Consider the following 18216-nt stretch of genomic DNA (forward strand, 5'->3'; position numbering starts at 1 on the left):
TCCGGCCTCGGCTGGCCCGAAGGGCCGGCGCCGCTGCCCGATGGCCGCATCCTGTTCGTCGAGAGCTATCGCAGCCAGGTCTCGGTCTGGACCCCCGGTATCGGCGTTCGGCAATTCGCCGATGTCGGCGGCGGTCCCAATGCCGTGCTCGCGGCTCCGGACGGCTATCTCTATGTGACGCAGAATGGCGGCAAGATCGGGCCCTGGCGCGCCGCACAACAGCGTCCGCCCTCGATCCAGCGCATCACGCCCCAGGGCAAGGTCGAGATCCTGGCGACTGAGGTCGAGGGCCACAAGCTGCTGGCGCCCAACGATCTCGCCTTCGGTCCCGATGGCTGGCTCTATTTCACCGATCCGGGCGGCGCCTATGACCCGGTCGGCAAATCGAATGTCGGCTTCATCTGCGCGCTGAAGCCGGACGGGACTGGCGTCCTGCTCGAAGAATTGCCGCCGGTCTTCCCCAACGGGATCTGCGTTGATCGCGACGGCAGCCTGGTCTGGGTCGAATCCTACAGCCGTGCTGTCAAGCGCCGCAGTCCCGCCGGCAAGGTGACCGAGCTCTGCATCCTGCCGCCGCCAGCCGTGCCCGACGGGTTCAAGATCGCGGCCAATGGCGACCTCTATGTCACGGGCGTCGATTGCGGTGGCATCGACATCGCACGCCAGGACGGGACCTATGTCGAGCGCATGATGATCGGGCTCATACCCACCAACTGTGCCTTCGTCGGCAGCACGCTCTATGTGACCGATGGCGGGAAGCCGGGATTGACGACGGAGCCTTCGATGGGTGGCGCGCTCTGGCGCGTCGAGCTCGAGGGCGTCGAAGGGTTGCCGCTATTCCCGGGCCATATCGGCTGAGGCGACGCCGGGCCGCCTACCGGAAGCGCTGAAGCCAGCGATTCCTGACTTCGAGGAGCGTCGCGACCGGTTCGGCGATCAGGGGCCGCGCCACCGAGCGAATGATGTCGCGGTCCTTGTCCTGGGTGATGTATTCCGCGGGCGACTTGCCGTCGACGCGCGCCAGCAGGAGCCCCGGCAGCAGCGCCGCGCAGCGCCGTTCGAATCTGGGCGGGTCCTCCCAAACGATCCGTCCGCGATAAGCCATGACCATGCGCTCGAAGGATTGCGCCAGGCGGTCGACACCCGCCGGCACCGGGATGCATTTCAGCAGCAGATGGTTGAGGCAGAAGGCGAGGTCGAAGGCCGGGTCGCCATACCAGGCGCATTCGGCGTCGAGGAAGATCGGGCCCTTCGGGCCGATCAGGATGTTCTTCGGGCTGATATCGCCATGGACCAAAGCGAGCCTGGTCGCGGCCGTGGTGGCGACCAGCTTCTCGATCTGCGGCATCAAATCGGTATGAACCCGGCCCGTCGCCTCGAGATAGGGCTCGAGCCGGATGGCATGGAAGCTGGCATCGGTGGCGAAGCCGGCCGCGGTTTGGGGATCGCCCGCCGTGGCGGCGTGGATCGCGGCGAGTTTCTCACCGACCAGGCCGGCGAAGGCAGGGTCGATCTTGCCGTCCAGCAGATGGCGTTTCCAGAGTGGGTTCTCCTCGGGCTCCAGGAAGGCCATGGCGAACATCTGCGCGGCTTCGTCATGCCCCACCAAAGGCGGCACCGCGTCGGGCAGAATCTTCGCCACCCGCTGGAACCAGGCATATTCGAAATGATTGCGCTCGACGGGGGCCCGCCAGTCGGCGGCGACGCGCAAGGCGGGCAGGGCCCGCTTGATGCAGAGCCGGCGGCCCTTGGCCTCGACGAACCAGATGTCGGAGGAGACGCCGCCGGTGAGCGGAAAGGCCCGGTCCGGCTTCGCGCCGAATCCGAGCCGCTCCATGAAACGGCGCATGGTTTCCGGAAACTCCGGGGTCGCCCCGCTGGTCTCGACAGGAGCCTGGGAGGTCATCGGACTCTCGACATGAGCAAGGTCAGGCGATCGCGACCTTGGCCGCGGGCTTTCGGGCTTCGCAGGCGAGGAACCGCGTGCCGGCATAGCCGACCTCGGAATCCTCGGCAATGCGCAGGAGCTGGTTGTATTTTTCGAGCCGCTCCATGTTCCGGACCGAGCCGATCTTGATCTGCCCGCCGAGCGCACCCACGGCGAGATCGGCGATGAAGCTGTCGGCGGTCTCGCCGGAACGGGCGGAAATCACCGTGGCGTAGCCCGCGCGATGCGACATAGCGATCGCTTCGAAGGTGCCGCTCAGTGTTCCGTTCTGGTTGACCTTGATCAGGCTGCTGTTGGCGGCGCCGATCTCGATGCCGCGGCGGATACGCACCGGATTGGTGCTGAAGAGATCGTCGCCTACGACCTGGATATGGCGCAATCTTTTCGTCAGCTCGGGCCAATGGCTCCAGTCTTCGTCATGCAGCCCGTCCTCGACCGAGACGATCGGGAATTTCCGCACCCAGCGCTCGACGGTCTCGATCATCTGGGCGCTGGAATAGTCGCGTTCCTCGCGGGCGAGATGATAGCGCCCGTCGGCGTCGACCAGCGAGGTGGCGGCGACGTCGATGGCGATGCCGATATCCTGGCCCGGCTTGAAGCCGGCCCGTTCGATCGCCTCGACCATCAGCTCGAGCGCGATCTCGGCCGAGCGGCAGCCGGGGCTGAGGCCGCCCTCGTCGGCCAGCAGGACGGGCGCGCCATGACGCTGCACCACGCCCTCGGCCGCATCGCGCACCTTGACGATCGCATGCAGCGCCGAGGCGTAATCCGTCGCCGAGAGCGGGATCGCGAGGAAATCCTGGAGATCCATGCCGCGGCCGGCATGAAGGCCGCCGCTGAAGATATTGGCCATCGGCAGCGGCAGCATCGGCGTCTTGGTGCCGGTCAGATCGGCGATGCGGCGATAGAGCGGCTGTTTCTTGGCATTGGCCACGGCGCGGCAGGCGGCGAGCGAAACGGCCAGGATCGCGTTGGCACCGAGCCGTTCGAGCTGTGCCGTCCCGTCGAGATCGCGCATGCGGCGATCGAGCCCGGCCTGGTCCTCGGCATCATGCCCCGTGACCGTCGCCGCAATTTCACCCCGCAGATTGCCGACGGCGCGACCGACGCCCCGGCCGAAATAGTGGTTGGCATCGGCGTCCCGCAGCTCATGGGCCTCGGCCAGGCTGGTGGAGGCGCCGGACGGCACGGAGGCGCGGCCGATCGCACCGCCGCGAAGCTCGACATCGGCCTCGACCGTGGGGCGGCCGCGCGAATCCAGGATCTGGCGCCCCTTGATTGCTACGATGGTGGTCTCTGCCATCACGTCCTCTTGCTGCGAGTCATCTTCTTCGTCGTTAAGTTCTGCGAGTTCCGCGCCCTCACGGAGGTGGGCAGGGATGATGCGGTTTCTGGCCGGTCAGGACGCGCACGACCTCTTCCGCCGACCGCCGCCGCAGCTCCAGCACCGAGGCGGTCGAGGCGAAGGCGATATGCGGCGTGGCGATGACCTTGGGATGGCCGATCAAGGCACGGGGTGGGTTGGGCTCGCCTTCGACCACGTCGAGGGCGGCAGCACCCAGCGGACCTTTCTCCAGCGCCTGCAGCAGTGCGTCATTGTCGACCAGGCCGCCGCGGCTGACATTGATGAGCAGGCTGCCGGGCTTCATGCGCCGGAGCGAGGCCGCGTCGATGAAATTGCGGGTCTCCGGCGTCAGCGGCAGATGCAGGATGACCACATCGCTCTCGGAGAGCAGCCTGTCGCTATCGACACCGGTCACGCCCTCCGGGAAGCCGCCGCTCGGCGGATATCTATCATAGACCAGGACGCGAGAGCCGAAGGGCTGCATCTTGGCGGCCGTGCGCCGGCCGATGCGCCCGAAGCCGGTGATGCCGATCGTCAGGTCGCTCACGCGCCGGAGCTTGGCGCCGGCCGCATCCCATTTGCCGCCTTTGACCTCGCGGTCGAAGGCGACGATGCCGCGCGCCCAGGCGAGCAGCATGCCGACCGCATGGTCCGACACTTCCTCGACGCAGTAGTCGGGCACGTTGGTCACGAGGGCGCCGCGCGCCGCCGCGGCCACGCGGTCGATATTGTCGAGGCCGACGCCGATGCGCTGCACGATCTTGAGATCGGGGCAGGCTTCGATGGCGGGCGCCGTGACCTCGGCCCAGCAGGTCATGATTGCGACCGGACGGTGCTGCTTGGCGAGCGCCACGATGGCGGCGGGAGGAGAGGCCTTGGCCGGGCCGATCGCCAGCGAGAAGCCCGCGCTCTCGATCACGCTGCGCTCGACCTCGGGGTCGGGCCAGGCATAGTCGGTCAGGAGAACCGTCTTCATCGCCGGGCACTCTTCACGGGCTTGAGCGCGACGCGCAGGGAGGCGCTGCTGCCGCGGATATTGAGCAGCGGCTCGAAGGGCGTGCTCGATCCCGATCCCTCGGGCCCACGCTGCTGGATCTGCCGGAACAGCAGCAGGGCCGCCGTCGCCGCCATGTCGGCGACCGGCAGCGCCACCGCCGTGATCGCGGGCTGCCAGACCTGAAACCAGTCGAGATCGCTATAGGCCACCAGGGAAAGATCCTCAGGGACCGACAGCCGCAGCGCATTGACCCCTTCGAGCACGCCCAGCATCAGGCGCGGGCTCGCCACCACGATGGCGGTCGGCGGCGTCGGCAAACCGCAGAGCTCGACCAGGGCCTCATGACCGAATTCGGGGCGAGGGGCGCCCAGCCGCATCAGCCCGGCATTGACCTTGAGCCGCGCATCGCCATAGGCGAGGCGGTAGCCATCGGCGCGCGCCCGGCCGGTGCTGAGCTGCTCGGTCACGCCGACATAGCCGATGCGGCGATGGCCCAGGCCCAGCAGATGCTCGGTCGCCTTGTAGATGCCGAGCACATCGTCGGCCCGCACCGTATGGCCGGCGATGCCGGGATGACGGCGCAGAAACTGCACGGTCGGAAGCTGCTTCAGCATCTGCACGGTGTCGCGGCGCGGGCTTGCGGTCGCGGCCACCAGCACGCCGGCGACGCGCGCCTCGCGCAAGGCCTGGACCTGCTGCAACTCCTTCTCGGGATCGTCTTCCGACACGGCAAGCACGAGCTGGTAGCCCTCGCGGGCGCAGGAGTCCGCCATGATCTTGGCGGCCGCGTTGTAGAACTCGTTCTGCACGTCGGGGACGATGAGGCCGACCAGGCGGCTGGCGCCCGAGCGCATCATGCGGGCGCCGGAATTCGCGGCATATCCCAATTCCTGCGCCGCGCGGCGCACCTTCGCCTTGGTCTCGGGATTGATATGCGGATGGTCGTTGAGCGCGCGCGAGACGGTGGAGTGGGCAATGCCGAGCGCAGCGGCAATGTCCTTGATCGTCACGTCTCCGGATTTCCGCAAACCAGCCATGCAGCCCTTCCCCAACCGCGGCGTATGGTTGCACACGTGTGCAGCAATCACAAGGACAACTGCGGCCGTCGCGCGGCCCGCGGCGATCTGCTGCCGAAAATTTGCACAGTTATTGAGTGATATTACAGTGCGAAAATTTGCCGCGCTGCGAGATTTTCGATCCTGGCCGGAGGCAGACACTTTGCGCTGGACACGTGTGCATGACCGGTGCAATAAACCATCGGACTGAAGGGCAAGACGGCGTCAAGCTGCGGCTCCGCCTGGATCGGGGCGCCCGAGGGAGGATCCTGGACAGATGCACACGCTATCGGTTTGTCGGACCTGTCCGCGCGGAGGCGCTCCCGAAATGGAGTTGCGCCGGAATTTGCGCGAATTGCTGGCCGACGCGGACACGACCCAGGAATGGCAGCTGCTGCTGGTCGAATGTGTCGGCGGTTGCCCGAAGCCTTGTGCGGTTGCGTTCGATGCGCCGGGAAAATGGCGAATCCGTTTCAGCACGCTGACTGCGGACCATGCCGACGATCTCGTCGCGGCATTGCAGCTTTATGAAGGTTCTGCCGACGGCTATCTCGCGGAGGAGGCGCTGCCGCCTGGATTGCGGGGCCACATCACCGCGCGCTCGCCGACTTTCGCCAATCCCAAGACCTTGCCGTCAACAGGGCTGCCTTCGCCATTTGCCGGCGGTGTCGCGCCGTCGTTGCATCCCGTACCAAGTGAGCCTGTCGCTTAAGGGGAGGAAACAAAAACCATGAAGCCGCAACTTTTCACGAACGTCCGCATCTTCGACGGTGAGGGAACCCAACCCTTTCCAGGCGAGGTTCTGCTCGAGGGCAACCGCATCAAGACCGTCGCCAAGGGCGGCGGCATCTCGCGCGATGGCGTCGAGGTCATCGACGGCGGCGGCAACACACTGATGCCGGGCCTGACCGAGGCCCATTCGCACATCACCTTCACCAATATCGGCAAGCTGAAGGAGCTGGGGGAGATCCCGCAGGAAGAGCACACCCTGCTGACGCTCGAATTCGCCAAGCTGCTGCTCGATTCGGGCTTCACCAGCCTCTATTCGGCGGCTTCCGCGAAGATGCGCACCGAGGTCGTGGTCCGCAATGCGATCAATGCCGGCCGCTTCCCGGGCCCCCGCATTCGCGCGGCCTCGCCGGAGATCACGGCAACCGGTGGTCTCGGCGACGAGCGCCAGGACCATATGTATCACACCGGCATCGAGCTGATTGCCGACGGCGCGGATGCGGTGCGGACCACGGTCCGCCGTTGCATCCGTGAAGGCGTCGATACGGTCAAGATCAACATCTCGGGCGACAATTTCGTGCGCCGCAAGTTCGGCCGCGAATGCTCCTACACCGAGGCCGAGGTGGCCGCGGCTGCCGAGGAATGCCATTCGCGTGGCACCTGGCTCTCCTGCCATGCGCGCGCCAATGGGGCCGTAAAGCTGGCGCTGAAGCATAATTTCCGCGTCATCTATCACTGTGATTTCATCGAAGGCGAAACCTTCGATCTGCTGGAGGCGGCGAAAGACGACATCTTCCTGGCGCCTGCGATCGGCATCATCTACACGACCGCCTATGAGGCGGAGCCCTGGGGCATCACCAAGGCTGTCGCCGACCACATGGAGATGTACACCATGCTGGAGAACTGCTCGAAGACCTATGGCGAGCTGCGCAAGCGCGGCATGCGCATCCTGCCCGGTGGCGACTACGGCTTCGCCTGGAATCCGCTCGGCACCAATGCCCGCGACCTCGAGCATTTCGTCAACATCATCGGCTTCACCCCCGCCGAGGCGCTGAGCGCCGCCACCAAGCTCGGCGGCCAGATCATGGACATGCCGGATCTGGGCCTGATCAAGGAGGGCTACCTCGCCGACTTGCTGCTGGTGCGCGGCAACCCGGTCGAGAACGTCAAGATCCTCCAGGATCGCGACAACCTGATCATGATCATGAAGGACGGCGCCTATCACAAGCGGCCGGGTGCTTCAGCGGAGGCGGTCCAGCGACAGAAGCAGGTCGTCTCGGTCTGGCAGTAAGGAAAGACGGATCTACAGCGGGCCTCGGGATCACCCGGGGCCCGCTGACTCATTTCTGAATCAAGGAAGGTTTTTGAATATGGCGATCGGCAGCACGGTTGAAGTTGCAGGTACGGGCGATCCCGTCATCCTGGTCCATGGTCTGGGCGGCACCGGCAATGTCTGGGCGCCGCAGGTCGGCATCCTGACCCGGTTCTTCACGACGGTGCGCCAGGATCTGGCGGGCTCGGGCCGCGCCAAGGCCCATGGACCGGTCACGACGCAGAGCCTGGTCGAGGACATCCTGGCGACGATGAGCGAGCTCAAGATCGAGTCCGCGCATTTCGTCGGCCATTCCTACGGCACCGTGCTGTGCCAGCATCTGGCGGCGAAGAATCCGGGCAAGGTCCGCAGCCTCGCGCTGTTCGGTCCGATCCGGGCGCCGGCCGATCCAATGCGCCAGGCCTTGAAGGACCGCGCCGCGAAGGCGCGCGCCGAGGGCATGACGGCGATCGCCGACATCACGGTCCAGATGGGAACCTCGGCCTCGACCAAGGCGCATCGGCCGGAGGTCGCGGGCTTCATCCGCGAGCTGGTGATGCGCCAGGATCCGGAAGGCTATGCGCAGACCTGCGAAGCTGTCGCGGGCACGCAGGCCGCCGATCTCTCGGGTCTGCGCTGCCCCTCGGTGGTGGTGACGGGCGACGAGGACGCGACCTCGCCCCCGGCTACGGCCAAGACTGTGGCCGACGCGCTGGCGGGCTCGAAGTTCCATGTGCTCGGCCGTTGCGGCCACTGGACTCCGCTGGAGCGCGCCGAAGCCGTCAGCGAGGCCATCTTCAATCTTCTCTACTCTCGAGCCAGCTGAGGAGCGACCGCACGTGCCGGAGGTGACCGAGGCCATCTATCGTCAATATGACCAGGCCGCTCTCGACGCGCAGTACAACAACCGCGCGCGCTTCCCGAACTATCGCGAGCATTTCCAATCCTGGCAGCATTGGAGCGAGGTGACGCGGGCCGGGACGCGCGCCATCATCGACGTGCCCTTCGGCCCGACGCCCGAGGAGAAGATCGACATCTTTCCGGCGGACCAGAAGGGCGCGCCGATCTATGTCTTCATCCATGGCGGCTATTGGTATTCGCTCGACAAGTCCGACTACAGCTACATCGCCGACGGAATGAAGCCGCATGGCTTCACCACGGTGGTGAACAACTTCATCCTGGCGCCGCATGGGAGCATGGATCAGATCATGCATCAGAACCGGGCGGCGCTCGCCTGGCTCTGGCAGCACGCGGCGGAGTTCGGCGGCGACCGCGACCGCATCTATGTCGCGGGGCACTCGGCGGGCGGTCATCTGGCGGCGATGCTGCTGGCGACCGACTGGCCGTCCTTCGCGCCGGGGCTGCCGGCCAAGGTGGTGGCGGGAGCCTGCGCCATCGGCGGGATCTTCGACCTCGAGCCGATCCGGCTGTCGTTCCTCGACAAGACACTCCATCTGACCTCGAGCCAGGTCCAGGCCCACAGCCCATTGCGGCAGCGTTATCCGGTCAAGGCGCCCTTGCTGCTGGTCGTGGCCAAGGACGAGTCCGACGAGTTCCACCGGCAGTCGGCCGACATGAAGGCGCTCTATCAGCGGTTGGGCCAGTCGGTCGATCTCGTGGTCCCGGACAAGCTCGACCATTTCGACGTGGTCAATCAGCTCCGCGATCCGAGATGCGGATTGATCGACCTGCAGCTCAAGCATATCCGCCGCAGCTTCGGCGGGTGAGGGCGGTCCAGCCCTCACGCCGCCGAGAGTAGTCAGGCGGCTTTCGGAGCCGTCAGATCGCGGGCGCGGCTGCGCCAGTCGCGGTTGAGCGGGCTCTCCGGCTTGAGCCCCAGCCGTTCGGCCGCCAGCGTCTCGGCCAGGGCGCGATCGCCCGCGCGGATGGCCGCTTCCGTCAGAGTCCAGGAGAACACGTCGCGCTGCGCATGGCTGCCGCCGAAGCGGCTGGCTTTGCCGCGTAAGGGCAGCATCAGATCGAGGGCCGTCCGGTAGTCCCCACGGCCGAAGGCGTCGATGCCCTTGACCGCCGGCAACCCGATCTCGCGCGTCATCATCGCATTGGTGCCGCGGCCACCGGCAGCGACACGCTCGACCGTAGCGATCAAGGCGGCCCGCGCTTCGTTCCGGCCAGCGCCGACGAAGGCCATCATGGCGTGCATATCGTTGAAGGCGTAAATACCGTCCTCGATCCGGGTCTCCCATTTGTCGGCCTGGTCCTTCCAGCGCTCGCCGACATCATGTCCGAGGGCGGAAAGCCGCCAGAGCAGGGCGGACCCGTCCACCAATTCCAGCGCCTGGCCGAAATTGCCGGCCGAGATCCTCTCGTCGAAGAGACGCAAAGCCGCCTTCGCGTCGTTCTGGTCGAGATGGAACAGCGCCTGATGCCAGAAGTTGTGGAACGAGAACAAGCTGCCGGGCGCCCAGACATCGGCGCTGTCCTGGAGGAATGCCGCACCCTCACGGGCCCGGCCCTGCATCTCCATGACGTGCGCGACGGCGTGCACGCCCCAGCCATCCTTGCCATTGAGCGCGATGGCGTCCCGGCCGGCCTCCTCGGCGCGGGCATAGTCGCCGGTCTCCTCGAGGCCGAAGGCGTGCATGCTCAGCACATAGCCGCGGCCCGGCACGGACGCCTCCCAATGCGGCAGCACGCGCGCGATGCGATCGCGCAGCATGGCGGAATAGCCCAGGAAGAAATCGCCCAGATGCGCGAATTGGATGGCGGTGAGATCGCGCGGATAAGCAACGGCAACGCGGCCCCATTGCTCGACCGCCTGCTCGAACTCGCCGTCATGCCAAGCCCGAAGGGCTGCGATATGGCCGCGTTCGCGGTCATTGGCATGACGCGCCAGCGATTCGGCCGCCAGCAGGCTCTTGGCGGCCTCGCCCTCGAAGGCCTTGTCGGTCGTGGTCGTCATGATCGCGCCGCGCATCGCATGGGCCATGATCAGGTCCGGATGCTCGGCCAGCGCGGCATCCAGCTCCGCGACGGGATCGGTCTGGTAACAAGCCAACAGCTCGGTCGCGCGCTCGAGGCGCGCCACGGCATCGGTTGAGATATGCGAAACCGGGTTGCCCCATTTGTCTTTGCGCGTCATCGAACATCTCCTGTCTTCTGCACCCGCCGATCATGCGCCGGCGGGTCGTTCGTGGGGAGTCGGAAGATACGCTTCGCGGTTGTCCGATCCAGCCGACTTGCAGTATAGCCGCGGACCGGCGAGCAGGACCCAAATCCGACAAGGAGTTAGCGCCCTAATTTCACGCAGCGATAGGACAAAATGCCAACCCGACTGTACCTGTGGTAAAGTCCAAATCATGACTATGACCGAGACCCAAGGCCCGAATCCGAGAGCCAAACCCTCGGCGCGCGACCGGATCATGAATCTGGCGGAAGCGGCCGTGCTGCAGAAGGGATTCGGCGCCACCTCGATCGACGAGCTGGTGGCGGGCGCCGGCATCACCAAGAGCGGATTTTTCTACCACTTCAAGGACAAAAGCGACCTGGCGAAGGCCCAGCTGGAGCGCTACCTCGAACGCGACCGCACCATTCTCGAGGACATCTTCGGCCGCGCGCGCTGCATGACGACCCGCTGCACCGCTTCCTGATCGCCTTGCGGCTCTTTGCCGAAATGCTGAGCAACATGACGGACGTGCATCCTGGCTGCATGGCTGCCTCGATCTGCTATCAGGATCAACTTTTCAATCGTGAGATCAGGGACCTCAACGCGGAAGGGTTGCTGGCCTGGCGCCGCCGGTTCCGCGGCTATCTCGACGAGATCGTCGCGCGGCATCCGCCGCGCTTCGACATCGATCTCGATGCCGCCGCCGACATGCTCACCACCCTGGTCGAAGGCGCCATCATCCTATAGCGCTCGCTGAAGGATACGCGCATCCCGCCGCAGCAGGTGCTGCTCTATCGCAGCTTCATCCAGTCGGCGTTCCTGCCAGGTCCCACTTGACCGTCAGGGCGAGGCGCTAACGCGACAAGGTCAAGTCGGTGTCGCGCGTGACCATCGTGAAATCGTCGATCATCAGATTGATCCGGAGCTTCCAGTCGCCGGGCGCCCAGAGCGGGAGCGCCGGGACGCGATAAAGGCCGGGCGCGATCTGCGACGCCTGATGCGTCGAGGGCTCGACGCCGGCAGCGGGCGATTCCACGCGGACCTCGACGGCCTTGGGATCGATCGTCATGCCGTCGGGCATGGCGATGCGAATCTTCGCTTCATTGTCGCCCGCATGTCCGGGGCTCAAGGTCACCGTGATCACATATTGAGCATCGGCGAACTCGAAGACACGCGATGCCGTCGGCGGCGGGCCCAGTGACAGACCGACCGCCAGCATCACGGCGATCAGCGCCGCCAGCAGGTCGAGCCGCAGGACCAGGAGCAGCCGCTGTTTCATGGCGGCGCTGCCGGCGAGCGCACGCGGCGTCAGCCAGAAGCGATTGATGGCGGCGATGGCCAGCATCGTCAGAACCGCCAGCAGTTTCGCCGAGAGCGTCAGCCCATAGCTGCTGTCCCAGAGGTTGGACCAGCGGGGCAAGAGCAGCCAGGCCATGGTGGCGCCGCTGGCGACGACCGCGGAGACGGCGACAAGCCCCAGCCGCTGGAAACGATCGAACAGGGCCACCGTCATGGGCCCGGCATCGCGCGCGAAGGCCCGGCGTAAGGGATCGAAGGCGCCGATCCAGAGCGCGGCCGTCAGTCCGTGCAGCAGCATCAGGGCCTGGCCCTGCATCGGCGGGAGGACCGCGAGGACGTGACCGCTGCCGGCGAAGCTCGCGAGCGCCAGCAGCGCCCCCAGACCTTGCGCGACCGACGCCAGCATTCTCCCGCGATGGGCGAAGATCACGATCAGGAAGCCAAGCAGGGGCGCGCCGTCCAACCACAGGCTGGGCGCCGCCCACGCGGCTTGCCACGATGCCGATGCCCACAGCCCGGTCAGCGGCAATCCTGCGCGCATCGCCCCATGCGCGCCGATCAGGAGAAGCTGCGCCACGAACCCCGCGGTGGCGAGGCGCCGTTCCTGCGATCGCAGGACGGGGACGAGTTGATCCGTCGGCCTCAGCAGCAGCCGGAACAGTGCGCCGCCCGCGGCCAGCAGCGCCAGGATCCGGGCGAGCACATGAAGCGCGTAGCCGGGCCAGTGCCAGCCTTCGTCTGCCGCCCAGGGATCGACCGGGGAGGGCAGGGCGGCCTCGCCGATGGCGAAACCGAAGCTGCCGGAAACGACGTGACCGTCGAGCGACCCGACCCGCCAACTCGCCAGATAGCGCCCCTTCGGCAGCGCCGTCGAGAGGGGCAGGCTGACTAGTCCTTCCGTGACGGCGGGCTGGGACGCGGGCGTCACGTCGGCACCGGTCGAATCCATCAGCTTGAGGGCCAGGAGCTGGATCGGCTCGTTGAAGGTGATGTCGATCGAGGTCGGCGATTGCGGCTGGGAGCTGTCGGCGGCCGGCGAGCTCGCCAGCAGCACGGCATGAGCCCAGGCCGCGCCGCTCGGCAGCAGCAGCGCCAGCAACAGAAAGACCGGCAGGAGGCGTCGCATGAGAGCGGAGGAAGGGACGAGGGCATGGCGCCCCCGTCCGCTTCCGTTTCCCGATCGATCAGTCGCCGCCGCCGGGCGCGCCGATCGTCAGGCCGGGCGCGGGATATTCGTAATCGTCGTCCGATTTGCCTTCGGCCGGGATTTCGATCCAATGCTCGGTCTTGGAGCCGCATTCCTGCACCACGGGGAAATAGACCTTGGTGCCGGGTGCGATATTGGTGACGCGGACGCGGAACACGAACTCGTCATAGAAGCTGTCCGGCAGGTTGCCGTTGCTCCAGGCGATTTCCTTCACGCCCTTGCTGATGGTCGAGCCGTCATAGTCGTAGCTCTTGCCATAGTCGCCTTCGGTCACGGTCACCTGCCAGCCGGGTTTGGGCATCGGTTTGGCGACGATGAAACCTTCGGGAATCTGGATCCGCACGGCCGTGGTGGCGGTGCCGTCGCAGCCATGGGGCACGCGCAGCACGGCCTTGTAGAAGCCGTTGGACGGCGCTTCCGCCGTTTCGAAAGTGATATGGGCAAAGGCCGGCGCCGTCATGGCGAAGGCAGCACCGGCAGCCACGCAAGCGGCGGCAAGAAGTCGCGAGACACGCATCGGGATTCTCCTCGGGGAACGGTCGGTCGAACGTCGGGGATGAAAAGGCTTGGCGGTTCAGACGACCGCGGGAGGACCGCGGGAAAACTGCGTGCGTGTGGAGCGTTCGTCCGGGAGCGTCCTGTCCCTGAGATCGAAGGAGAAGGTGACGAAAAGCGTCACCGAAATCTCGGACGCCGGCTCGACGCTGGCGCTGGCGAGGCTCGGACCGCCGAGTGCCGTGCAGAACAGGCACAAGGACGAATGGTCGTGAGGGAGGCCGTGGTTGCCGCCCGAGGATCCCGGCTCGGGGCAGTCCTGACCGGATGCGCCAGTCATGGCGGCGCCCATCGCCGGCCCCGCCATAGCATCCGGCATCGCCAGATTGAGAGGCGCGCCGAGCAGCAGGAGGAGGATCAGCCCAATCCGAAGGCCCCGAAGCGGCGCCGATCGACGAACGGAGTTCATGGCATCAGATTACCGGGAAACCCGGCTTCTGTCGCCGGGCTCCCGGAGGTTCCGGAGGCCAGCAATGTGGTTAACAACCGGCCGTCCGGGCCGCTTCAGGACGCGGCGGTGGACAGCCGTTCCTCGATATCGCCCTCGAGGTAATGGACCCAATTGTTATAGCGCCGGCTGATCCAGCCATTCCGATCGGAGAAGCCGGTCGTCGATTTTTTCATGATCCGGTAGCTCTGCTGGTCGAAATAGATGTCGACCACCGCCGTGTATTTGGGATCGGCCTGGGTCGCGACGAGATGCCCGGTTCCCGTCTGCTCGAAGGTCCAGTTCCGCTTCTGGCCGGCTTCGATGATGAGCGCCCCGATGCGATCGACGGGCAGGTCGCGCGCCGCCGCCGGGATCGGATGATTGTCGACATTGTAGAGCGGCTGATTGGGCATGCAGCCCGCCAGGATCAGGGTGGCGACCAGCAATGCGAGGATCCGATTCATCGAAGGCTCCTTCTTTCCAAGCCATGCGATTTTCATTAGCCGTTCGAGCCCGAGCTTTCAATCGGCCATACGCGTCAGGGCGTGGCCTTGGCGAGTTGCGCTTGGATGTCGTTTTCGAGGTAATGGATCCAGTTGTTGTAGTGCCGGTCGATCATGCCGTTCGCGTCGGAGAGGCCGGTGGTCGATTTCTTTTGGATTCGATAGCTCTTCTGATCGAAAAAAATGTCGACGACGGCGATGTATTTCGATTCGGCTTGAGTGCCGACGAGATGGCCCGCTCCCGCCTTTTGAAACACCCAGTTCCGTTTTTGACCGGCTTCGATGATGAGAGCCCCGATGCGATCGAGCGGCAGGTCTTGGGCAGCCGCGGGGATCGGGTGATCCTCGACGTTGTAGATCGGCCGGGTTGATGAGCAGCTCGCGAGAATGACCGTAGCGACGAGCAGGGCGAGAATTCTCTTCATCAAGGGCTCCCTCTCTCAGGCGGTACGACTTTCATTAGCCGTTTGACTGCCGCTTTTCAACCGCCCGTAGAGCCAGCCCTATCCGGGAAGATCCACCCTGACGATCGCGTCTGGCCGCCAATCCGGCGCTCGGCCCGGAAGTGCGAGCGCGAGGCTGTAATCCGGCTCGAGGAACTCATGGGCCAGTCGCCAGGCGGGACCCTGCGCCGGCTGCGAAACCCAACAGCCTTTCTCCGGTGATGGGTCGACGCGGTCGACCCCGTCGGTGGCCAGGGCAAGGCCTTCCCCGGTCGCCTTGCCCATGGCCTCGCGCAGGGTCCAGATACGGTAGAAGGCCCGCGCGCCGAGGCGGGTCACCTGGGCCTGTTCGCCAGAGCCGAAACCGTAACGGGCGATGGCGTCATAGGCCCGGGGCCTGTGCGCTTCGATATCGATCCCGATCGGGCCGACCCGGCTGACGGCGCAGGCGACACGGGTGCCACTATGGGAAATCGAGCCCTCCATGCCGGCCATGCCGGGCGCGGTCACCCGCAATTTGCCTGTGGAATCATGGCTGAATACCCAGCTTTTCTCCGCGGTTTGGTGCGCCAGGAGGGCTTTCAGGGCGGCGCGGGCCAGCAGCGAGGCGGCTCGGGCCTCCGGGCGCCGATATTTCGAGAACTGGGCCCGGTCCTCTTGCGTTATCCATTGGGCTATCAGCGCGTCGGCACTGGCCGATCCCAGGGTCATGAGAGCCATCGCGACGGAGGTTCCCGCCATCTTTTTTCCTGACCTGTCTCGGGCGTGACCTATAATCGTAGCGGTTGAGGCCGAACCGTTATAGTGAGATGAGGCGGGGTATGTCTGGGAGCCCTGTAAGCCTCATTGTGTGGGAGAGATCATGCCGAAGCCTGTCGCAGGGCCGCGGCGCCAAGGGTTTGTGCTGGCTGGTCCCATTGATTCGAGTGGGAAATACAACGGGCCGATCCGAAAAGCCGAAACAGTTCAGAGTTTGGCCGTTGCAGCGGCCGCAACAACCGTGACGTGCAGTCTGTGAGCGCGCTGCCTTTCCATATTCGCGGCTGGGCCGCCTGGACCCCAGGCCTGGAGAGCGAGGCGGCCTGGCGTCAATGGGCGACTGGACGCGCCGGGACGGTTGAAACGTCGCCGGTGCCTGCAGCGCCGGTCCCGATGAGCCTGCGCCGGCGAGTCAGCCCGCTCGGGCAGGCGGCGCTGCGCTGCGCCTGGGGACTGCCCGATGCCGCCCGCTCCCGCATCGTGTCGGCGTCGCGCCATGGCGAGTTCGGGCGGACCTTGTCGATCCTCGAGACCCTGGCCATCGGCGAAACCGTGTCGCCGGCGGATTTCACGCTGTCCGTCCATCATGCACTGGTCGGCCTCCTGTCGATCGCCCAGGGCAATCGCCAGGGACATGTCGCCGTGGCCGCCGGGCCCGACAGCTTCGGCTTCGGCTTTCTGGAGGCGGTCGCCTGCCTCCAGGAGCGGCCATCGGAGCCCGTTATCTTCCTTTATTATGACGAGCCTTTGCCGGCGCCTTACGATTGGTTCGATCGTGGGGCGGCACAGCCCTTGGCCATGGCCCTTTCGCTGTCCTCTGCCGGAGCGGGAGAGGGGCTCCGGCTCGGGACTTGCACACCGCGCGACAAGGGCGACGCTGAACCTTCGCCGGGACTGGCCTTTTTGCGCTTCCTCCTGACGGAAGCAACGGAGGCCTCGTGGCAAGGCGAGCGCCAGGAATGGCAGTGGAGGCGTCTTGCTGAAGCCGCTTGAGCATCTTTATCGCCAAGCCGCCACCGGCTTCGCCTTCGCCTGCTTCTTTCTGGGGGGTAGCGTCCTGGCGGCTGTGGTGCTTCCGGTGCTGGGCTGGTTCCCGCATCATCGTCGTCAGCGGGTCCAGGGGCTCCTTCGCGGGGTCTTCCGCATCTATCTCTCGATGCTGCGGGGGCTGGGCTTGATCCGGCTGGACATCGAGGGCCGGGGGACACTCCGGCATTGTCAGGGGCGCCTGATCATCGCGAACCATCCCTCGCTGCTCGACGTGGTGATCCTGATGGCGTTGACGCCCAACGCGCAATGCATCATCAAGCACGAACTCTGGAACAATCCCTTTCTCGGCGGCGTCATGCGCCGGGCGGAATATATCCGGAACGACCTCGAGGGTGGCGCACTGATCGAGGCCTGCCGCCGGTCGCTTGACGAAGGTGGCAATATCATCGTCTTTCCCGAGGGGACGCGAAGCCGGCCGGGGGTCATGCCGCGCTTCCATCGGGGGTTTGCCAATATCGCCACCTTGACCCAGGTGGAAATCCTGCCGGTGGTGATCACCTGCGATCCGCCGACTCTCACGAAGGGGGAGCGGTGGTGGGTGGTTCCGGCAACGCGCCCGACATTTCGGGTCGTGGTCGGCGAGTGCCTGGAGGCGGACGGCTACATGACCGACCGCTATCGCAGCATGGATTCGAGGCGGCTTGTGGCGCGTATGGAAGCTTACTATGCAGAACGGCTTGCGAATGTCTGAGACGGAACTGGCAGTCAAGAAACTGATCATCGAGTCACTCAAACTCGAGGACATCACACCGGGGGAAATCGACAGCGACGAACCGTTGTTCGGATCGGGTTTGGGGCTCGATTCGATCGACGCATTGGAGTTGGGGGTCGCCATCCGCCGGCAATACGGCATCAAGTTCGAAACAGTGAACGATGAGGTCAAGGCGCATTTCGCCAACGTACGAAGCCTGGCACGTTTCATTGATAGCCAAAGGGGTGGGTGATGACGTCGCGCGAATCCATTTTGAATCAGCTGCGCGAATTTCTCGCGGAGATGTTCGAGATTCCGCCGGAGCGGGTAACGGCTGAGGCAAGGCTCTATCAGGATCTCGACCTCGACAGCATCGATGCGGTCGATCTGGTCGTGAAGCTTCAGGAAGTGACGGGCCAGCGCATCCGGCCGGAGGCCTTCAAGGCCGTCCGGACCGTGGGCGACGTGGTCGATTGCGTCGAAGAGCTGCTGTCTGTGAATGCGGCGTCCCGACCATAGCCCGTGGCTGCTGGCCGCGGCCGCGGGAGGGGTGGCCTATCCCTTCCTGGTCTATTTCGGCCAGGCCTATTCCGGAATGTCGTTCCTGCAGCCGCCTCTGCTTATCGTGATCGCGCTGGGCCTGATCGGTCTGCGGCTGCTGGCGATGAGGGGGCCGGACGGACGGCCTTGGCTCATTGGGCTCGCCATCGCCGCACTCGTCCTGGTCTCGCTGCTGGCCTGGAATGCCGGCTTCGCGATCCTGGCC

The 18216-nt window shown here is 65.6% G+C and carries 23 protein-coding genes; 12 read left to right on the forward strand and 11 right to left on the reverse strand.

From position 1 onward, the window contains the following. Positions 1-858 (forward strand): SMP-30/gluconolactonase/LRE family protein (locus ACREE8_RS02010; protein WP_431571304.1); only part of this gene is annotated, 858 nt, incomplete at its 5' end. A gap of 16 nt (positions 859-874) precedes the next feature. Here ACREE8_RS02010 and ACREE8_RS02015 read toward each other — a convergent pair. The 4 genes from ACREE8_RS02015 to ACREE8_RS02030 are packed head-to-tail and all read right to left on the reverse strand — an operon-like array spanning position 875 to position 5327. Next, entirely contained in the window at positions 875-1906 is a 1032-nt protein-coding gene (locus ACREE8_RS02015) for a phosphotransferase family protein (protein ID WP_431571305.1), read from the reverse strand. 22 nt (positions 1907-1928) lie between these two features. Further along, positions 1929-3251, reverse strand: coding sequence for a phosphopyruvate hydratase (gene eno / locus ACREE8_RS02020; RefSeq protein ID WP_431571306.1), 1323 nt, complete (start codon positions 3249-3251; stop codon positions 1929-1931). A gap of 58 nt (positions 3252-3309) precedes the next feature. Beyond that, the gene (locus tag ACREE8_RS02025) at positions 3310-4269 is read right to left on the reverse strand and encodes a C-terminal binding protein (RefSeq protein WP_431571307.1); all 960 of its coding nucleotides are present in this window, start codon (positions 4267-4269) and stop codon (positions 3310-3312) included. Next, on the reverse strand, positions 4266-5327 hold the full coding sequence (locus ACREE8_RS02030) for a LacI family DNA-binding transcriptional regulator (protein ID WP_431571308.1): 1062 nt from the start codon (positions 5325-5327) through the stop codon (positions 4266-4268). The genes ACREE8_RS02025 and ACREE8_RS02030 overlap by 4 nt, the downstream gene beginning before the upstream one ends. 295 nt (positions 5328-5622) lie before the next feature. On the opposite strand from ACREE8_RS02030, the gene ACREE8_RS02035 reads away from it, so the two are divergent. From ACREE8_RS02035 to ACREE8_RS02050, 4 genes are all read left to right on the forward strand, one after another. Next, positions 5623-6057 carry a DUF1636 family protein gene (locus ACREE8_RS02035; RefSeq protein WP_431571309.1) on the forward strand — a complete coding sequence of 145 codons (435 nt, stop codon included), beginning with the start codon at positions 5623-5625 and terminating at the stop codon, positions 6055-6057. Positions 6058-6075: 18 nt separating this feature from the next. Continuing rightward, the gene (locus tag ACREE8_RS02040; RefSeq protein WP_431571310.1) at positions 6076-7365 is read left to right on the forward strand and encodes an amidohydrolase family protein; all 1290 of its coding nucleotides are present in this window, start codon (positions 6076-6078) and stop codon (positions 7363-7365) included. 79 nt (positions 7366-7444) lie between these two features. Further along, the gene (locus ACREE8_RS02045; protein WP_431571311.1) at positions 7445-8212 is read left to right on the forward strand and encodes an alpha/beta fold hydrolase; all 768 of its coding nucleotides are present in this window, start codon (positions 7445-7447) and stop codon (positions 8210-8212) included. A 13-nt stretch (positions 8213-8225) separates the two neighbouring features. Continuing rightward, entirely contained in the window at positions 8226-9113 is an 888-nt protein-coding gene (locus ACREE8_RS02050) for an alpha/beta hydrolase (RefSeq protein WP_431571312.1), read from the forward strand. 32 nt (positions 9114-9145) lie between these two features. Here the strand turns inward: ACREE8_RS02050 and ACREE8_RS02055 are convergent, their stop codons facing one another. Continuing rightward, the gene (locus tag ACREE8_RS02055; protein ID WP_431571313.1) at positions 9146-10489 is read right to left on the reverse strand and encodes a tetratricopeptide repeat protein; all 1344 of its coding nucleotides are present in this window, start codon (positions 10487-10489) and stop codon (positions 9146-9148) included. Positions 10490-10706: 217 nt separating this feature from the next. Here ACREE8_RS02055 and ACREE8_RS02060 point away from each other — a divergent pair, with 217 nt between their 5' ends. Both ACREE8_RS02060 and ACREE8_RS02065 read left to right on the forward strand, forming a co-directional pair. Next, complete coding sequence (locus ACREE8_RS02060) at positions 10707-10997, forward strand: TetR/AcrR family transcriptional regulator (protein WP_431571314.1); 291 nt, start codon at positions 10707-10709, stop codon at positions 10995-10997. 35 nt (positions 10998-11032) lie between these two features. Beyond that, a complete protein-coding gene (locus ACREE8_RS02065; protein ID WP_431571315.1) occupies positions 11033-11260 on the forward strand; it encodes a hypothetical protein in 228 nt (75 codons plus the stop codon). 106 nt (positions 11261-11366) lie between these two features. Here the strand turns inward: ACREE8_RS02065 and ACREE8_RS02070 are convergent, their stop codons facing one another. The 6 genes from ACREE8_RS02070 to ACREE8_RS02095 form a co-directional block, all read right to left on the reverse strand. Then, positions 11367-12938: a copper resistance protein CopC gene (locus ACREE8_RS02070; protein ID WP_431571316.1), complete on the reverse strand. Its 1572-nt coding sequence runs from the start codon at positions 12936-12938 to the stop codon at positions 11367-11369. Between the two features lie 58 nt (positions 12939-12996). Continuing rightward, positions 12997-13536 carry a YcnI family copper-binding membrane protein gene (locus ACREE8_RS02075; protein WP_431571317.1) on the reverse strand — a complete coding sequence of 180 codons (540 nt, stop codon included), beginning with the start codon at positions 13534-13536 and terminating at the stop codon, positions 12997-12999. Between the two features lie 57 nt (positions 13537-13593). After that, positions 13594-13983 (reverse strand): DUF2946 family protein, encoded by a 390-nt coding sequence (locus ACREE8_RS02080; protein WP_431571318.1) that lies wholly within the window; start codon positions 13981-13983, stop codon positions 13594-13596. A 95-nt stretch (positions 13984-14078) separates the two neighbouring features. Further along, positions 14079-14468 (reverse strand): lipoprotein, encoded by a 390-nt coding sequence (locus ACREE8_RS02085; protein ID WP_431571319.1) that lies wholly within the window; start codon positions 14466-14468, stop codon positions 14079-14081. A 74-nt stretch (positions 14469-14542) separates the two neighbouring features. Next, the gene (locus ACREE8_RS02090; RefSeq protein ID WP_431571320.1) at positions 14543-14932 is read right to left on the reverse strand and encodes a lipoprotein; all 390 of its coding nucleotides are present in this window, start codon (positions 14930-14932) and stop codon (positions 14543-14545) included. Positions 14933-15010: 78 nt separating this feature from the next. Further along, a complete protein-coding gene (locus ACREE8_RS02095) occupies positions 15011-15691 on the reverse strand; it encodes a 4'-phosphopantetheinyl transferase family protein (protein WP_431571321.1) in 681 nt (226 codons plus the stop codon). Between the two features lie 273 nt (positions 15692-15964). On the opposite strand from ACREE8_RS02095, the gene ACREE8_RS02100 reads away from it, so the two are divergent. From ACREE8_RS02100 to ACREE8_RS02120, 5 genes are all read left to right on the forward strand, one after another. Then, complete coding sequence (locus ACREE8_RS02100; RefSeq protein ID WP_431571322.1) at positions 15965-16702, forward strand: beta-ketoacyl synthase chain length factor; 738 nt, start codon at positions 15965-15967, stop codon at positions 16700-16702. Next, positions 16686-17450, forward strand: a complete 765-nt coding sequence (locus ACREE8_RS02105) for a lysophospholipid acyltransferase family protein (protein WP_431571323.1) — start codon at positions 16686-16688, stop codon at positions 17448-17450. The genes ACREE8_RS02100 and ACREE8_RS02105 overlap by 17 nt, the downstream gene beginning before the upstream one ends. After that, positions 17425-17703, forward strand: coding sequence for a phosphopantetheine-binding protein (locus ACREE8_RS02110; RefSeq protein WP_431571324.1), 279 nt, complete (start codon positions 17425-17427; stop codon positions 17701-17703). The genes ACREE8_RS02105 and ACREE8_RS02110 overlap by 26 nt, the downstream gene beginning before the upstream one ends. Then, positions 17703-17969: an acyl carrier protein gene (locus ACREE8_RS02115; protein WP_431571325.1), complete on the forward strand. Its 267-nt coding sequence runs from the start codon at positions 17703-17705 to the stop codon at positions 17967-17969. Before ACREE8_RS02110 ends, ACREE8_RS02115 begins: the two co-directional genes overlap by 1 nt. Further along, the coding region (locus tag ACREE8_RS02120) for a hypothetical protein (RefSeq protein ID WP_431571326.1) at positions 17950-18216 on the forward strand (267 nt) is incomplete at its 3' end. The genes ACREE8_RS02115 and ACREE8_RS02120, both read left to right, overlap by 20 nt.

This window comes from Hypericibacter sp., from assembly GCF_050729195.1.
In the GTDB taxonomy this organism is placed as follows: Bacteria; Pseudomonadota; Alphaproteobacteria; order Dongiales; family Dongiaceae; genus Hypericibacter.

What these genes read in the sequence shown, in the direction of transcription:
- ACREE8_RS02115 (WP_431571325.1), top strand. Translation starts at nt 17,703, where the DNA reads ATGACGTCGCGCGAATCCATTTTGAATCAGCTGCGCGAATTTCTCGCG.
- ACREE8_RS02035 (WP_431571309.1), top strand. Translation starts at nt 5,623, where the DNA reads ATGCACACGCTATCGGTTTGTCGGACCTGTCCGCGCGGAGGCGCTCCC.
- ACREE8_RS02015 (WP_431571305.1), bottom strand. Translation starts at nt 1,906, where the DNA reads ATGACCTCCCAGGCTCCTGTCGAGACCAGCGGGGCGACCCCGGAGTTT.
- ACREE8_RS02055 (WP_431571313.1), bottom strand. Translation starts at nt 10,489, where the DNA reads ATGACGCGCAAAGACAAATGGGGCAACCCGGTTTCGCATATCTCAACC.
- ACREE8_RS02070 (WP_431571316.1), bottom strand. Translation starts at nt 12,938, where the DNA reads ATGCGACGCCTCCTGCCGGTCTTTCTGTTGCTGGCGCTGCTGCTGCCG.
- ACREE8_RS02090 (WP_431571320.1), bottom strand. Translation starts at nt 14,932, where the DNA reads ATGAAGAGAATTCTCGCCCTGCTCGTCGCTACGGTCATTCTCGCGAGC.
- ACREE8_RS02030 (WP_431571308.1), bottom strand. Translation starts at nt 5,327, where the DNA reads ATGGCTGGTTTGCGGAAATCCGGAGACGTGACGATCAAGGACATTGCC.
- ACREE8_RS02025 (WP_431571307.1), bottom strand. Translation starts at nt 4,269, where the DNA reads ATGAAGACGGTTCTCCTGACCGACTATGCCTGGCCCGACCCCGAGGTC.
- ACREE8_RS02085 (WP_431571319.1), bottom strand. Translation starts at nt 14,468, where the DNA reads ATGAATCGGATCCTCGCATTGCTGGTCGCCACCCTGATCCTGGCGGGC.
- ACREE8_RS02110 (WP_431571324.1), top strand. Translation starts at nt 17,425, where the DNA reads ATGCAGAACGGCTTGCGAATGTCTGAGACGGAACTGGCAGTCAAGAAA.
- ACREE8_RS02040 (WP_431571310.1), top strand. Translation starts at nt 6,076, where the DNA reads ATGAAGCCGCAACTTTTCACGAACGTCCGCATCTTCGACGGTGAGGGA.
- ACREE8_RS02095 (WP_431571321.1), bottom strand. Translation starts at nt 15,691, where the DNA reads ATGGCGGGAACCTCCGTCGCGATGGCTCTCATGACCCTGGGATCGGCC.
- ACREE8_RS02065 (WP_431571315.1), top strand. Translation starts at nt 11,033, where the DNA reads ATGACGGACGTGCATCCTGGCTGCATGGCTGCCTCGATCTGCTATCAG.
- ACREE8_RS02060 (WP_431571314.1), top strand. Translation starts at nt 10,707, where the DNA reads ATGACTATGACCGAGACCCAAGGCCCGAATCCGAGAGCCAAACCCTCG.
- eno (WP_431571306.1), bottom strand. Translation starts at nt 3,251, where the DNA reads ATGGCAGAGACCACCATCGTAGCAATCAAGGGGCGCCAGATCCTGGAT.
- ACREE8_RS02075 (WP_431571317.1), bottom strand. Translation starts at nt 13,536, where the DNA reads ATGCGTGTCTCGCGACTTCTTGCCGCCGCTTGCGTGGCTGCCGGTGCT.
- ACREE8_RS02045 (WP_431571311.1), top strand. Translation starts at nt 7,445, where the DNA reads ATGGCGATCGGCAGCACGGTTGAAGTTGCAGGTACGGGCGATCCCGTC.
- ACREE8_RS02080 (WP_431571318.1), bottom strand. Translation starts at nt 13,983, where the DNA reads ATGAACTCCGTTCGTCGATCGGCGCCGCTTCGGGGCCTTCGGATTGGG.